The following is a 12,728-nucleotide window of genomic DNA, read 5'->3' on the forward strand; positions in this document are numbered from 1 at the left end:
GTGAGGGAACTCTACCCAGTCCGGGAGACCAGCGACTCCCCCGCGCCCGGTGCTCGACCGATCGCCGCCGCCTCCTCCGGGTCCGCCTCCGGCACGTGGTCGAGCGCGAGGCCGGCCGCCCGGGCGCGGTGGACGATGCGGGCGTGCAGCTCGGCGCTCGCGTCTGCGGCGAGCGACGACTCGGCGACCCCCCGTGTGCTCGCGAGCTCGCCGCCGATGTACACCTGCTGGAGGTTCCGCAGGCCGCAGGCCATGACGTAGGTCGCGTAGACGTCCCACACGGGCCCGGTGTCGGGGCTCCGTGGGTCGACGAGGAGGAAGTCGGCGTGCTTGCCCACCTCGAGGCTGCCGACCCGGTGCTCGACCCCGAGGACCTCCGCCGAACCGAGCGTGTGCATCCGCAGCACCTCGCGAGGCGTCATGATCCCTGCGTCCGAGTGCTTGGCGCGCATCGTGTACATGCCGATCCGCATGTTCTGGAACGGGTCGGAGATGTCGGTGCACGACTGGTCGTCGAGGCCCATGCCGATGCGCATGCCGGCGTCGCGCAGGCGGGTCACGTCCGCGATGCCGGAGCCGAGCCGCCCGTTCGACGTGGGCTGCCACACCATCGCGCAGCCTGCGGCGACGGCGCGCTCGATCATCGTGTCGGTCGGGTGGACGAAGTGCCCGAAGAGGAACGTGCGGCCCAGGGCGCCGGCGTCCTCGTACCACCCGAACTTCGACTGCTGGAACTCGATCCCCTCGGCCGTCTCGACGAAGTGGGCCTGGTTGGACACCCCGAGATCCCGCATCATCTGCGCCTCGAGCTCGGCGGACCGGCGATGGCTCGACCACTGGACCGCGCCCATGATCGACGACCCGAGGTACTGGCCCGCAGGCGTGCGGTCGGCGCTCGCTTCCACCATCGCGGCGAAGGTGTCGATGGTCTCCGTCTCGGTGAACGCCTCGTCGTCCAGCCGGAAGCTGTTGACGACGCGGATGCCGGAGTCGGCGGTGCCGTCGAACTGGCGTGTCACGTGGTCCGTGCCGTGGATGCGGGCCGGGCGGTTGTAGCCGGTGTCGGGCTCGTAGAGCCAGGAGACGCGGGAGTGCGTGAAGTTGTACGCGGACGTGATGCCGTTGGTGACGAAGTCGAGGCTGCCGTGCAGCGTGTACCAGTACATGTCCTCGGCGGAGGCGTCGAGGAGCGCCTCGCCGTTCGCACGGACCCAGGGGTAGAGGGTCTGGGAGTGGGCCACGCCGCGCAGCCCGGACGTGAAGATGTGGCTGTGCGCGGAGACGAAGCCGGGGGCGACCATCGCGCCGCGGGCGTCGAGCACCTCGCCGGGCGCTGTGGGAGCGGAGCCGCTGCCAGGCGACGCGGGCCGGGATGACGGCGGGGAGCCGGGCCCGATACCGGTGATGAGCCCGTCCTCGCCGACGGTCATCCAGCCGACGAACCAGTCGGGGGCCGCGGTGCTGCCGGGCGGGCGCGGGTCCGCCAGAGGGAGGAGGAGGGCGTTGACGACGGTGAGGCGGGTGGGGCTGGCCGGGCGGGGTGTGGCGGTCGAGGGGTGAGACATGACGACTCCTGGTGCGCCGGTCGCGGCTGAGGTCGCTTCCTGGGGGGCACGTAGGGGTACTCACGCGGCCGGCTGCCTCGGACACTACGACGCTCGCGTCGTGGATCGGGTGCGTCTTACACGCTGCTTGCTCAAGGTTTACCGGCGCGAAACGTGGCTCGAAACAAACGCCGCCTAGCGTGAATGTTGATGGCATCAACATTCGCGCCATCCGGGATTCGAGGAGGCTCACCGTGACGACACTCGTCGGACGCACGATGACCACGCCGATGGCACCGGCAACCACCTCAGAGCCACGCACCGACGTCCACCTGTCCTTCCGCGAGGCGATGTCGAGCCTCGCCGGCGGCGTCTGCGTCATCACGACGGACGACCACGGGACACCCACCGGCCTCACCGTCACCACCGGGTTCAGCGTGAGCATGCACCCGCCGCTCTTCGGGATCTGCGTCGACAACGCCTCCCGCACCCTGCCCGTGCTCCTCGAGCGCGGCGCCTTCGTCGCGAACATCATGTCCGGCAGCTCCTCGCACGTGGCCTCGAGCTTCGCGAGCAAGAGCGAGGACAAGTTCTCGCCGCCGAGCGGCCCGGTCACCCGCGCGACGACCGCCCACGGTCTCCCGTGGCTCCCGGACGACTGCGTGCGCGCCGTCGAGTGCGTCATCGCCCAGGTGGTCGCCGCCGGCGACCACACGATCATCGTCGGCGCCGTGCACGACGTCCTCACCCCCGCAACCGACGCCGACCACGGCCTCGGATACCTCGAACGCACCTTCCACGCGCTCCCCCGCGCGGCCGTCCGCTGACCGGACCGACCGACCCACCCGCCGAACGACACCAGCCACCGAACCACCCGCCGAACACCGAGAGGACACACCATGAGCGGCGCAGCACCCATCGTCCGGAAGCTCACCGACATCCCCGGCTTCCTCATCTCGCCCACGGACACCGTCCGCCTGGCCGAGCTCGCCGGACCGACCCACGGGACGAGCGCGAGCGTCTTCCTCGAGATCTGGGAACCGGGCGGCGCGCAGCCGCTCAACTCCCACGAGGACTCCGCGGAGATCTTCGTCGTCCTCGCCGGGCAGGCCGAGGCCCACTCCGACGACGACGCCGTCGACCTCGGTCCTGGCGACGTCCTCATCCTGCAGCCCGGCTCCGAGCACAGGATCATCAACACGTCCACGACCGACCGCCTCTACACGATCACCGTCATGGCGAACGACGGCGGCTTCGCGAAGCTCGTCACCGACGGCACCCCCGTGCCGCTGACCGCCGAGGACCTCGGCGTGCTCGTGCCGTCCCTGGCACCCGTCGGGTGACCGGGCTCCTGCAGGCCGGTGCCCGCGCGGTCGGGCAGCTCGCCGCCACGCCCGGCACCGTCCTGTGGGGCCGGTTGCCGTGCGCGGACGACACTCCCGTGATGACGATCGACGCGGGCGACTCCCTGTGGATCGACACCGTGAGCCACGAGGGCATCCTCGAGGACCAGGGCCGGGACCCCGTCACGTTCTTCACCGATCGTGGGATCCCGGCGGCCGACGTGCTGGCCGACGCGGTGCGGGTCGCCGCCGAGGTGGAGCACGACCCGGCCGCCGACGGCCCGCACGTCGTCACCGGCCCCGTGCGGGTGCGCGGCGCCCGGGTCGGCGACGTCCTGTCGATCACGGTCCTCGACCTCGAGATGCGTGCCGGCTACGGCATCGTCTCCAACCGGCACGGGCGGGGCGCCCTGCCTGCACAGTTCCCGCAGGACGGCTCGCTCGACCCGGTGTCGATCCTCTGCACGGTCGACGCACCCGGTCCCGGCGGGATGCCGCGCGGGTCGATGCCCGCCGGGCCGGACGACCACCGCCGGGTCCGCTTCCCGTTACGTCCCTTCCTCGGCACGATGGGCGTCGCCGTCGCGGGCCACGAGCGTCCCCACTCGGTGCCACCCGGACCGCACGGGGGCAACATCGACGTGGCGCTCCTCGGTGTGGGCTCGACCGTCCACATCCCCGTCCAGGTCGACGGCGCCCTCGCGTACGTCGGTGACCCGCACTACGCGCAGGGCGACGGCGAGGTCGCGCTGACCGCGTTCGAGGCGCCGCTGCGCGCGCACCTGCGCTTCGACATCATCCCGCGCGAGGCCTTCGTGGTCCCGCGCACGCTGTGGGGCGAGACGTCCGAGCTACTCGTCCCGATCGGGCTCGACGCCGACCTCGGCGAGGCGATGCGCGCGGCCACGCGGGCGGCCGTCAACCTCCTCGCCGACGCCGGCATGGACCCGGCGTACGCGTACGCCTACCTGTCCGCCGCCGGAGACTTCGCCGTCTCCCAGGTCGTCGACCGCGTGTGCGGCGTGCACGGGAAGATCCGCAAGGCGGACCTCGTGGAGCTGCTGCGGCCGTAGGCGTGCTCGGTCAGGCGACCGGCCCGGTCAAGCGACGGGCTCGGGGAGCTCCACGAGGACGAGCTCGTACCCGTCGGGGTCGAGGACGTGGGCGTAGGCCTGTCGCGACGCCGCGTCGCGCACCACGGGCGCGTGCAGCCCGACGCCGAGGGCGGCGAGGCGGTCGACCGTCGCCCCGAGGTCGTCGACGTAGAGGACGAGGGACGGCCCGCTGTCCGGGCGTGCGGATGCCGCGTCCCCAGCGGGCTTGAGCCACAGCCCTGGGTCCCGGACGCTGCCGGGCCCCACGTGGAGGAAGCGGAACGAGGGCGTCGTCTCGTCGAACAACGTCGCGAAGCCGAATGCGTCGCGGTAGAACGCGGCCGAGGCCTCGGGGTCACGCACGAGGAGGACCGTTCGTCCGATCTGTGTGGTCATGCCCGGAACGCTAGCCCTCCCCTCGGACAGCCACCTTCCCGCCCGGCCGAGCCCGGTCTGGGTCAGGTCCGGTCAGGTCAGGTCCGGTCAGGTCAGGTCAGGTCAGGTGCCAGACTGGGCACGTGCCCGTCGTCGAGTCCCGCGTGACCGTGCCTCTGCCCGTCGAGGCCGCGTTCGCGGTCTCCCAGACGACCGGTGAGGTCCGGTTGCGCTGGGACCCGTTCATCCGGCGTCAGCACTTCCTCGACGGCGCGCTCGCGCCCGCGAAGGGCGTGCGGACGCTCACGGTGCACCGGCTCGGGTTCCGGATGGTGAGCGAGTACGTCTCGTACGCGCCGCCGACGAACGTCGGCATGAAGATGGTGCGCGGCACGTGGTTCTTCGAGCGTCTCGGCGGCGGGTGGCGCTTCGCGCCGGTCGCGGGCGACCCGGGCTCGACCGTGGCGACGTGGCGCTACAACTTCGCGTGCAGGCCCCGCTGGCTCGCCCCGCTCGCCGAACGCGTCGGGTGGTCGTGCTCCAGCGCGACATCGACCGGCGCATCGCCGGCTACGCGCGGGGGTGCGCGGACCCGGTCGTCCTCGACGCCGTCGCGCACGGGAGGCACGGCGGAGCCTGAGACGACTCCGGTCAGGGCGTGACCGGCGCTCGCCACATCCCCATCGGGCGTGCGCCGTCGATCCCTGCGATCGGTGCGGTCTCTCGGAACCCTGCTCGGGCGTAGAGTCGCCGGTTCCGCTCGTTGGACGACTCCAGGTATGCGGCTGCACCTTCGGCGTCGACGCGTGCCAGCCGTGCCTCGAGCAGAGCGGACCCGACCCCCGTGCCGCGCGCCGCGGCCGTGGCGCCGATCTGTGCGAGGTACCAGTGCCGCGCTGCGGGACGGTGGCGAGCCAGGAGCCCCTGGGTGTGGAGGGCGCGGGAGAGACCGCGCAGACCGAGCGCCGCGAGGAACGCCGGCACCTCCACGGCCTGACGGAGGAGGTGGCTGCGGGACCCCGGCGGCTCCCAGACGGCGACCCCGGCGATCGAGCCGTCGTCCGAGCGCCGCGCGAGGTCGACGCCACCGAGCGGCAGCGGCCCGCTGCGCAGCAACGGGGCGAAGAGCCGCGCGAGGAGAGCCGCGGCGGGGGCTGGGCGGCCGGTGACCGCAGCCATGACCGGGTCCCCCTCGAACGCCTGCGCCAGGACCTCGGCAGCGGAGAGGACGTCTGCGGGGGCGGCTGGAGTGATCGTGTACATGGCGCTCCTTGGTGTCTACGGGTGAGCGCCCATCTTTGACTTGGTCGCTTGACCAAGTCAAGCGACCGGGAAGGTGATCGTCCGCACACCGGTGACCGCCGCGCACCTCGTCGCCACGCCCGCGCCCAGGCTGGAACAATGCGTGCATGCCTTCTGGGGACACGACGACCCGCCGCCGCAGTGCGCACGAGCGCCGGGACGAGCTCATGGACGCCGCGATCGTCGTCATGAGCGAGCGCGGCGTCGCCGCCGCGACGACCCGCGCGATCGCCGACCAGGCCGGCGTCCCGCAGGGGGTGTTCCACTACTGCTTCCGGTCGAAGGACGAGCTGATCGCGGCGCTGTTCGAGCGAGAGATCACCAAGACGTCGACCTCGACCGGTGATGCGCTCCGATCGTTCACCGACGTGCGCTCAGGAGTCCGCGCTGCACTCGACGCCCAGATGACGCTCGTACGCGCCGCACCGGACTACTACCTGGCGCTGGCCGAGCTGTCCCTCACCGCCCTGCGCACCCCCGACCTGGCACCGCTCGCCGTCTGGGAGCAGGAGCAGTACCGGGTCCGAGCGCGTGAGAGCCTCGCGGCGTGGTCGAACGATCACGCCCTCACCTGGACCGTGGCGCTCGACGACGTCGCTTCCTACGTGGTCGCCCTCGGCGCCGGGGTCGCGAGCACGTGGCTCGCCGACCGGGACGACGCGCGCGCCGACGCGGCCATCACGGTCGCCGCGCAGTCGCTGAGCTCGCTGTGCAGCACCTGACAGGAGGGCCGTCGTGATCGAGCAGCCCACCGGCGTCCTCTCGGGTCCGCGCCCTCCGCGCCCCCGCCGACGGCCGCGCACTGAGCCCGTCCTCCAGTTCCGCTACACCCCGGCAGACCCTGTCGTCGGCCTGCTCCTCATCCTCGGCCTGGGCATCGCCGCCCTCGCGGGCTTCGTCGCCACCGGCGAGGTCCTCGGTCTCCTCGTCGGCATCCCGCTCGTCCTCGTCGTGGTCGTCGTCTGCACCCGCTGGATCCTGCGCGCCCGCAACCTCCCCCGTCTGCCTGCGCCACAGGTCCGGCGCATCCGCGGCGAGCGCTGGACCGTCGTCCCGCCCGAGCCGTCCGAGCGTCTCGTGCGGCTCGCGACGATCGGCCTGCTCGTCGCGCCGTTCCTCGGGGGCGCAGCCCTCTCGGTCGAGGAGAACCCCGGCATCGCGGTGCTCCTCCTGCTCGTCCCGCTGTCCGTGGTGCGCGTGACCGTGCGGACCGCGAGGGGAGACACCGTGGCCGCCGTCGCCCTGCGCCCCGACCGGGTCCTCTATCAGCGCGACGGGTTCCGCGCCGTGGTCCGCTGGGACGACATCACCACCGTCTACCCGTCGACGTCGCCCGAGTCCGTGGTTCTCAGGACGAGCACCGACGGGGTGACGTACTCGGGCGTCCGCTCGAGGCTCGCGCGAGCGGTCCGGTCCACCCGCGGCCTCGTGCACGTGAGCACCGAAGACCTGGCGCTGGACGGGCCGGCCCTCTCGAGCGTGCTGTCGCACTATGCCGGCTCGCCCGGAGAGCGTGCAGACCTCGGGACGCCACTCAGCCTCGCCGTGATCGACCGGGTCGCCGCCGGCGCCCGCACCGCACCGACGTCCCCGGTTCACGAGCCGCTGCTGCGGTTCCTCCCGACCCGCGTGCCCGCGCCTCCCGTGCGGCGACGCCCCGGGGAGCCCGGTGGCGCGGTCGGTCTCGGTCTCGCCCTCCTCGCGATCGCGGCCGGCCTCTGCCTCGTGGTCTCGACGTGGACCGGACCTGACGACAACACCTGGTTCGGCGGACTGTTCATGGCCGCAGGGCTCGGTGCCGTCGTCGCGCGCCTCCTGCGGCGAGGGTCCCGGCCGGCGCCGCCACCGACGCTCACGACCACCCGACGCGGGGCGACCACGGTCGTCCGGCGGGACTCGCGACGGTTCTCCGCCGGTTTCGCTCCCTACGTCGCGTGCGCCGCGCTCTGCGCGGCGTGGGTTCTGCTCACCTGGCCGTCCGACGCCGCGCTCGGGTCGCTCGTCACCCTCGCCGCCCTCGTGGCGGGAGGACCCGTCGGGGTTCTCGCCCTCGGGCTTCTCACACCCGGCCGGCTCGACCTGGACGAGACCGGTCTCCTCTACCGGTCTCGTGGGCAGCGCTCACGGATCCGCTGGGACCAGATCGACCAGGTCTGGTGCGGTTCCACCGACGTGGACCTGTCGGCACGGTCCGGCACCTGGTTCAGGCACATCAACACTCCCGGCCTGTGGTCCGGCGAGATCGCGACGAGCCCACGACACGCGAGGGTTGCCACCGACGGGATGTGCCTCGACGGGCCGGGCATGGCTCGGCTCCTCCACGAGTACGCCCGGTCGGCAGAGCGCCGCCGCGAGCTCGGGACCGAGGCGAGCCTCCTGCACATCGCACGGATCGTCGGCGATCGCAGCCTCCACGCGACGGCGACCGCCGGTGCCACACCCCGCTGAAGCGAGCATCGCGCAGAGTTGTCCACAGGGCTCGGCGGGGATGCTGTCCGTTCACGTAGCGTATGGGCGATTCCAGGACGCGGTGCCGGCGACGGTCGTCACGTCATCCTCCGAGCACTGCGAGGCGCCCGTGATCCCCGACGACTTCCCACCGGTCGTGTACGTGCCCTGCCTCCCGGACCGCAGCCGTGCCGCCGCGAGCGTCACCCTCCGCACGACGGCCGACGGTCGCACGGCACTGCTCGCCTACTCGGCGCTGGACCGCCTGCGCGCCGGGGCGGGCACCGACGTCCCGTGGGCGCTCCTGTCGGTCCAGGACCTCCAGGACCTGCACGACGAGCGCCCGTACGACGTGCTCTACCTCGACCTGCGGATCCCCGAGAGCGCGCGGAGGGTCGCCGCATGAGCACGGAGCTCGCTGTCGACGTGACCAGCCTCGAGACGATCGCGTCGAAGCTCACGGTCACGACCCAGACCTTCGGCGACCTCGCACCCGGCGCCCCGCAGGCAGTGAGCGCGTCCCCCGGGTCTGCCGCGACCGCCGCGATCGTCCAGCACCTCATCACCCACTCCTCCTACCTGTGCGCCGACCTCGAGCTCGCCTCCGACGGCGTCACGGCGACGCGCGACGCGTACGGGGCGACCGACGACACGACGTGGACGACCCTGCGAGCGCTCGGCACCTTCTCATGACGGTCTCCACCACCATCCCCGGCGACCCAGCCGAGCTCACCGCCATCGCAACCTGGTTGCGAGGCAGCCTGGGGAGCGCCCTCGACGACTCGGAGCTCACGCTCCAGTCCGTCCGCCAGGACGACGGCGGCTGGGACGGGACAGCGGGCGACGCGTTCCGGACGCGCATGAGCACGGCGTACTCGAACGCGGCGACCCTCAACGACGCGACCGTCTCCGGAGCGTCCGGGATCGACGCCTTCGCCCTGGCGCTGAGCACCGCCCAGGCCGACGTCGCCGTTGCGCGCGCAACCGCCGCGGCTGCAGGGCTCGAGCTGACGACCACCGGCATCCGCGCCCCCGCCATCTGGCCACGCCCGACCCCTCCGCAGCCGGGAACGTCGGCGGCCTCGGTGCAGTCGTACTACCTCGCCCAGGCGGAGCACGACGACAACGCCGCCCGCTGGCAGGCATACGCTGCCGCAGCGGTGGAGGTCTCGCGCATCACCACGGCGCTCACGGCGGCGTCGACGACGCTGGACGACGTCAGGGCCGATGTCGAGGTGGTCAAGGTGCCGGTCACGGGACTGATCGCTGGCAGCGTCGTCGACTCGCTCTGGGGCGCGTCTGCAGAGCTCAAGAACCTCCGCGCATCCGACCTGCTCGCTCAGGCTGAGAAGCTCAAGGCGAACGTCCAGCACCCGGGCGCCGGACTCTTCCCCAGCCTCGCGTACAAGGACATCGACGACGCAGCGGCATTGGAAAAGTCCGCGGGAAAGTTCTCCGCCGATGCCGACAGCGCCATCCGCACGAGTAGGGTCATCGGCGCGAGCGTCGGTGCCCTGGTGACAGGGGTGGCGATCTGGCTGGACATGCGAGCAGGCGAGAGCGCCGTCCAGGCAACCGCATCGAACTCGGCCGGCCTCCTGACCTCGATCGTCGCCGGGACGGCTGCTGGTACCAGCATCGGAGCCTTCACCGGTTCCTTCATCCCCGTGCCGATCGTCGGCACGGTAGTCGGAGCCGTCGGCGGGGCGATGGTGGGGACGGCGGTCGGGATCATCACGTCAGGTGTCGTCGACTCGTTCTTCGAGAACGGTCCGGACGTGCACGCTGCGGTCGTGGCAGGAGTCCGGGATCTCGCCGACGTGGGCGAATCACTCGGAGACCTCGGGATAGCAGGCGCCCGGGCAACCGTAGGTGGTGCGTCCCGCGCCGTCGACTGGGCTGCCGACGGCCTCTCGGACGCCTACGACTGGGCCTTCGGATGAGCCTGTCGTCGTGGCTGGCCACAGTGCCGCTCCAGGGCGCAAGGCTCCGCTCTGGCTACTCGGCCTACGATCCGGCTCCACCCAGACGCTCGTGGTCTTGGCGCCAGGTCCAGCATGCCGTGGTCCTTCTCCTCGTCGGCGCCCTGCTCCTGTCAGGCTGGACGACATCGGTAGCGATCGGCATCATGGGTGTCAGTGTGCTGGGGCTCCTGGTGCTGGCGATCGTGATCACGGTCCTGCGCGAACGCCACCTCCGAGCCCCGGATCCCGAGGTGTCGACCCGCAGGGATACTCCGGCGACGCTGATCCGGCGGGAGCGCGTGGCGTTCTTGATGGGCGTGCTGATCCTCTGGGACCTCGTGCTCATCAGCGCAGTGTGGGCTGGACTCGTCGCATCTGAGAGCCTCCTCTTCGCCCTCTTCCTCGGGCTTCCCGTCCTGTGGTCTGCATGGTTCACGGCCCTCGTGCTTCTCGGCAGGTTCGATGCCGGTGGGATCTGGTTTACTCCTGATCGATTGGTCTACGTGTCGCGCGGACTTCGGCTCGAGATCCGCTGGAGGGACATCAGCTCGGTCGACGGCGGGAAGATCGCCGGAATGGTGCTCGTCTCGTCCGAGGATCCGACAGCGTTCACCTACACCAACGTCCCTGCCCTGTGGCGCTCCGAGCGCATGGCGAGCCCGACGATGGCCGTGATCCGGACGGACGACATGTCGGTCGACCCGGGGACCCTCGCCCGGTTCCTCGGGAGGTACGCCCTCACGCCTGCGGCTCGCAGCGAGCTCGGGACGCCAGCGAGCCTCGAAGCCCTGGAGGCGGTCCGCCTCACGACATCCTCCGGTCCGCTGCCGAACGCGTTCACGAGACGACGGCCAGAGGGCTCCGGCGCCTGAGGTCAGGTCTCGACCCCAGCCGCCGGAGCGCCCGGCTGCTGCCACGACCCGGTCACCCGATCGTGAAGTGGCTCGCCTCCGTGATCGCGGCGGCGCACCGCTCGACCGCACCCTCGAAGAGGACCTTGCCGATGTCGGCGGTCGCTCCCGTCGGGTCGCCGATGACACCACCGGGACCGAAGTCGTCCGACGTCCAGCCGAAGCTCACGGGCTTGCCGAAGCCGATGTACGTGTAGTCGGCCATGGCGTCGGGCACCTGACGGGTGGCCTTGTCCATGTGGACGAGCTCGGGACGCAGGTGCAGGATCATCGACGTCTCGCCGTGACCGCCGTGGATGCCGAACCCGTTCTCCACATCCATCGAGTCGGCCCCGCCCTGGTCCTTGGGGAACGACGGGTGGGCGAAGAACGTCATGAGGCCGAAACGCCGGTGCAGCTCGCGGCACGCCACCTGACCGAGAGCCGAGTTGCCGCCGTGCCCGTTGATGAACATGAGCCGCTTGACCGGGGTGTTCGCGAGCGAGCGGCCGATGTCGATGAGCGTGTTCATGAGCGTCTCCCACGACAACCAGATGGTTCCCGGCGCCCAGTGGTGCTCGTCCGACTTCGTGTACGCGAGACCGGGGAGAAGGACGACGTTCGTCGATCCGGACTCCGCCACCGTGGCGACCGCCGCCTCTGCGACGCTCATCGCCACGAGATAGTCCGTCGAGACCGGGAGGTGGGCCCCGTGCTGCTCGATGGCACCGAGCGGCAGGACCGCCACGGTGTCCGCCGGCAGCGCGGAGACCTCCTCGAAGGTGAGGTCGATGAAGCTCGGAGCCCTCGTCGTGCCGGGCATCGCGCTAGGAGGTGAGTACGGTCGTGCGGGCAATGAGCACCTCGTTCCTCGTGTCGGCCGGTGGCGGCACGACAGCGTCGCGGTCGAGCTTGCCCGGGTTGAGCAGGCCCTTCGGGTCGGTCGTCGGGACGGTGGCGATCGCCTCAGCGACGTGCCGGTCGACCGCCCACTGGTGCGGGCTGTGGAAGCCGATGCCCAGGGCGTCGAGCTTCGGGTACCCGGCGAGGACCTGCGCCTCGGACTCGTAGTCCCCCACGTACATGGCCATCGGTGCCTCGACGCGGAGCTCCATGTGGATCATCGCGCCGGGGTACACGGTCCGGGCGAGCTCCGGGGAGTCCCAGAGTGGCAGGCCGCCGACCTCCACGTGGAAGCACGGGTGCCCCGCCTGCTGGAGGAAGTAGACGGGATGGTTGTAGGACATCGAGGACAGCCGGTCGCACTCGGCATAGTCCTCGAAGACGGCGACCACCTCGCCGCTCCCGTCGACGACGAGGTCCGCCGCCTCCTCGACCGTGGACGCCTCGAGGATGATGCGCAGGCTCGTCCGCGCCGCGTCGAGCGGCAGCGCCGCAGGAAGCGTCGGGACGAGTCCCGGCTCGTCGAGCGAGGCGAGCCGCGGCAGGACCGACAGGCCCGGGAGTGCGCGGTGGACGGCGATCGCCTTGTCGTAGTCGGTGAACGATGCGTACATCGCGACCCAGTCGCGGGCCGGGCTCGTGCGCAGCGTGACCTCCGTCGCGATCCCCGTCACCCCGTACGTGTGCACGTAGGGGATGGTGTCCGCGCCCTCGACGCGGAACGTCTCCCCGCTGCCGTCGCACGGGGCGATCGTCATCGCCGCGACGAAGCCGTCGGCCGTCGTGCCGAACTCGATGGAGCCGGCGCATCATCCTCGAGGCGTCCACGGTCGAGGAGGCGGCGGACCTCGTCGTCGACGGGAGC

General features: G+C 71.5%; 14 protein-coding genes and 1 pseudogene. 10 read left to right on the forward strand and 5 right to left on the reverse strand.

Features of this window, described 5'->3' with window-relative positions:
* Nucleotides 1-11: 11 nt before the first annotated feature.
* On the reverse strand, nt 12-1,565 hold the full coding sequence (locus ABKW26_RS14195) for an amidohydrolase family protein (protein ID WP_348594430.1): 1,554 nt from the start codon (nt 1,563-1,565) through the stop codon (nt 12-14).
* A gap of 233 nt (nt 1,566-1,798) precedes the next feature.
* Here ABKW26_RS14195 and ABKW26_RS14200 point away from each other — a divergent pair, with 233 nt between their 5' ends.
* From ABKW26_RS14200 to ABKW26_RS14210, 3 genes are all read left to right on the forward strand, one after another.
* On the forward strand, nt 1,799-2,371 hold the full coding sequence (locus ABKW26_RS14200; protein ID WP_348594431.1) for a flavin reductase family protein: 573 nt from the start codon (nt 1,799-1,801) through the stop codon (nt 2,369-2,371).
* Nucleotides 2,372-2,443: 72 nt separating this feature from the next.
* Complete coding sequence (locus ABKW26_RS14205; RefSeq protein ID WP_348594432.1) at nt 2,444-2,887, forward strand: cupin domain-containing protein; 444 nt, start codon at nt 2,444-2,446, stop codon at nt 2,885-2,887.
* Nucleotides 2,884-3,960 (forward strand): acetamidase/formamidase family protein, encoded by a 1,077-nt coding sequence (locus tag ABKW26_RS14210; protein ID WP_348594433.1) that lies wholly within the window; start codon nt 2,884-2,886, stop codon nt 3,958-3,960. Before ABKW26_RS14205 ends, ABKW26_RS14210 begins: the two co-directional genes overlap by 4 nt.
* 27 nt (nt 3,961-3,987) lie before the next feature.
* On the opposite strand, the gene ABKW26_RS14215 is transcribed toward ABKW26_RS14210, so the two are convergent.
* Entirely contained in the window at nt 3,988-4,377 is a 390-nt protein-coding gene (locus ABKW26_RS14215) for a VOC family protein (RefSeq protein ID WP_348594434.1), read from the reverse strand.
* A 122-nt stretch (nt 4,378-4,499) separates the two neighbouring features.
* On the opposite strand from ABKW26_RS14215, the pseudogene ABKW26_RS14220 reads away from it, so the two are divergent.
* Nucleotides 4,500-4,996 (forward strand): annotated as a pseudogene (locus ABKW26_RS14220) (SRPBCC family protein).
* Nucleotides 4,997-5,007: 11 nt separating this feature from the next.
* Here ABKW26_RS14220 and ABKW26_RS14225 read toward each other — a convergent pair.
* On the reverse strand, nt 5,008-5,619 hold the full coding sequence (locus tag ABKW26_RS14225; protein WP_348594435.1) for a GNAT family N-acetyltransferase: 612 nt from the start codon (nt 5,617-5,619) through the stop codon (nt 5,008-5,010).
* A 146-nt stretch (nt 5,620-5,765) separates the two neighbouring features.
* On the opposite strand from ABKW26_RS14225, the gene ABKW26_RS14230 reads away from it, so the two are divergent.
* The 6 genes from ABKW26_RS14230 (at nt 5,766) to ABKW26_RS14255 (ending at nt 10,942) form a co-directional block, all read left to right on the forward strand.
* Complete coding sequence (locus ABKW26_RS14230) at nt 5,766-6,380, forward strand: TetR/AcrR family transcriptional regulator (protein WP_348594436.1); 615 nt, start codon at nt 5,766-5,768, stop codon at nt 6,378-6,380.
* A 13-nt stretch (nt 6,381-6,393) separates the two neighbouring features.
* Nucleotides 6,394-8,106, forward strand: a complete 1,713-nt coding sequence (locus ABKW26_RS14235; protein WP_348594437.1) for a hypothetical protein — start codon at nt 6,394-6,396, stop codon at nt 8,104-8,106.
* A gap of 130 nt (nt 8,107-8,236) precedes the next feature.
* Nucleotides 8,237-8,512 carry an SAV_915 family protein gene (locus ABKW26_RS14240; RefSeq protein WP_348594438.1) on the forward strand — a complete coding sequence of 92 codons (276 nt, stop codon included), beginning with the start codon at nt 8,237-8,239 and terminating at the stop codon, nt 8,510-8,512.
* Complete coding sequence (locus ABKW26_RS14245) at nt 8,509-8,799, forward strand: hypothetical protein (RefSeq protein ID WP_348594439.1); 291 nt, start codon at nt 8,509-8,511, stop codon at nt 8,797-8,799. The genes ABKW26_RS14240 and ABKW26_RS14245 overlap by 4 nt, the downstream gene beginning before the upstream one ends.
* Nucleotides 8,796-10,049, forward strand: a complete 1,254-nt coding sequence (locus tag ABKW26_RS14250; protein WP_348594440.1) for a hypothetical protein — start codon at nt 8,796-8,798, stop codon at nt 10,047-10,049. Before ABKW26_RS14245 ends, ABKW26_RS14250 begins: the two co-directional genes overlap by 4 nt.
* Before the next feature lie 119 nt (nt 10,050-10,168).
* Nucleotides 10,169-10,942 carry a hypothetical protein gene (locus ABKW26_RS14255; RefSeq protein ID WP_348594441.1) on the forward strand — a complete coding sequence of 258 codons (774 nt, stop codon included), beginning with the start codon at nt 10,169-10,171 and terminating at the stop codon, nt 10,940-10,942.
* Nucleotides 10,943-10,994: 52 nt separating this feature from the next.
* On the opposite strand, the gene ABKW26_RS14260 is transcribed toward ABKW26_RS14255, so the two are convergent.
* Nucleotides 10,995-11,783 (reverse strand): creatininase family protein, encoded by a 789-nt coding sequence (locus ABKW26_RS14260; RefSeq protein WP_348594442.1) that lies wholly within the window; start codon nt 11,781-11,783, stop codon nt 10,995-10,997.
* Nucleotides 11,784-11,787: 4 nt separating this feature from the next.
* Nucleotides 11,788-12,621, reverse strand: a complete 834-nt coding sequence (locus ABKW26_RS14265) for a hypothetical protein (RefSeq protein ID WP_348594443.1) — start codon at nt 12,619-12,621, stop codon at nt 11,788-11,790.
* Between the last annotated feature and the right edge of the window lie 107 nt (nt 12,622-12,728).

Source organism: Sanguibacter sp. 25GB23B1, from assembly GCF_040012415.1.
Lineage (GTDB): Bacteria > Actinomycetota > Actinomycetes > Actinomycetales > Cellulomonadaceae > Sanguibacter.

Bases quoted from the DNA above. Each gene is read 5' to 3' on its own strand.
- ABKW26_RS14225 (WP_348594435.1), bottom strand. From the start codon at position 5,619: ATGTACACGATCACTCCAGCCGCCCCCGCAGACGTCCTCTCCGCTGCC.
- ABKW26_RS14265 (WP_348594443.1), bottom strand. From the start codon at position 12,621: ATGACGATCGCCCCGTGCGACGGCAGCGGGGAGACGTTCCGCGTCGAG.
- ABKW26_RS14260 (WP_348594442.1), bottom strand. From the start codon at position 11,783: ATGCCCGGCACGACGAGGGCTCCGAGCTTCATCGACCTCACCTTCGAG.
- ABKW26_RS14230 (WP_348594436.1), top strand. From the start codon at position 5,766: ATGCCTTCTGGGGACACGACGACCCGCCGCCGCAGTGCGCACGAGCGC.
- ABKW26_RS14195 (WP_348594430.1), bottom strand. From the start codon at position 1,565: ATGTCTCACCCCTCGACCGCCACACCCCGCCCGGCCAGCCCCACCCGC.
- ABKW26_RS14250 (WP_348594440.1), top strand. From the start codon at position 8,796: ATGACGGTCTCCACCACCATCCCCGGCGACCCAGCCGAGCTCACCGCC.
- ABKW26_RS14205 (WP_348594432.1), top strand. From the start codon at position 2,444: ATGAGCGGCGCAGCACCCATCGTCCGGAAGCTCACCGACATCCCCGGC.
- ABKW26_RS14215 (WP_348594434.1), bottom strand. From the start codon at position 4,377: ATGACCACACAGATCGGACGAACGGTCCTCCTCGTGCGTGACCCCGAG.
- ABKW26_RS14245 (WP_348594439.1), top strand. From the start codon at position 8,509: ATGAGCACGGAGCTCGCTGTCGACGTGACCAGCCTCGAGACGATCGCG.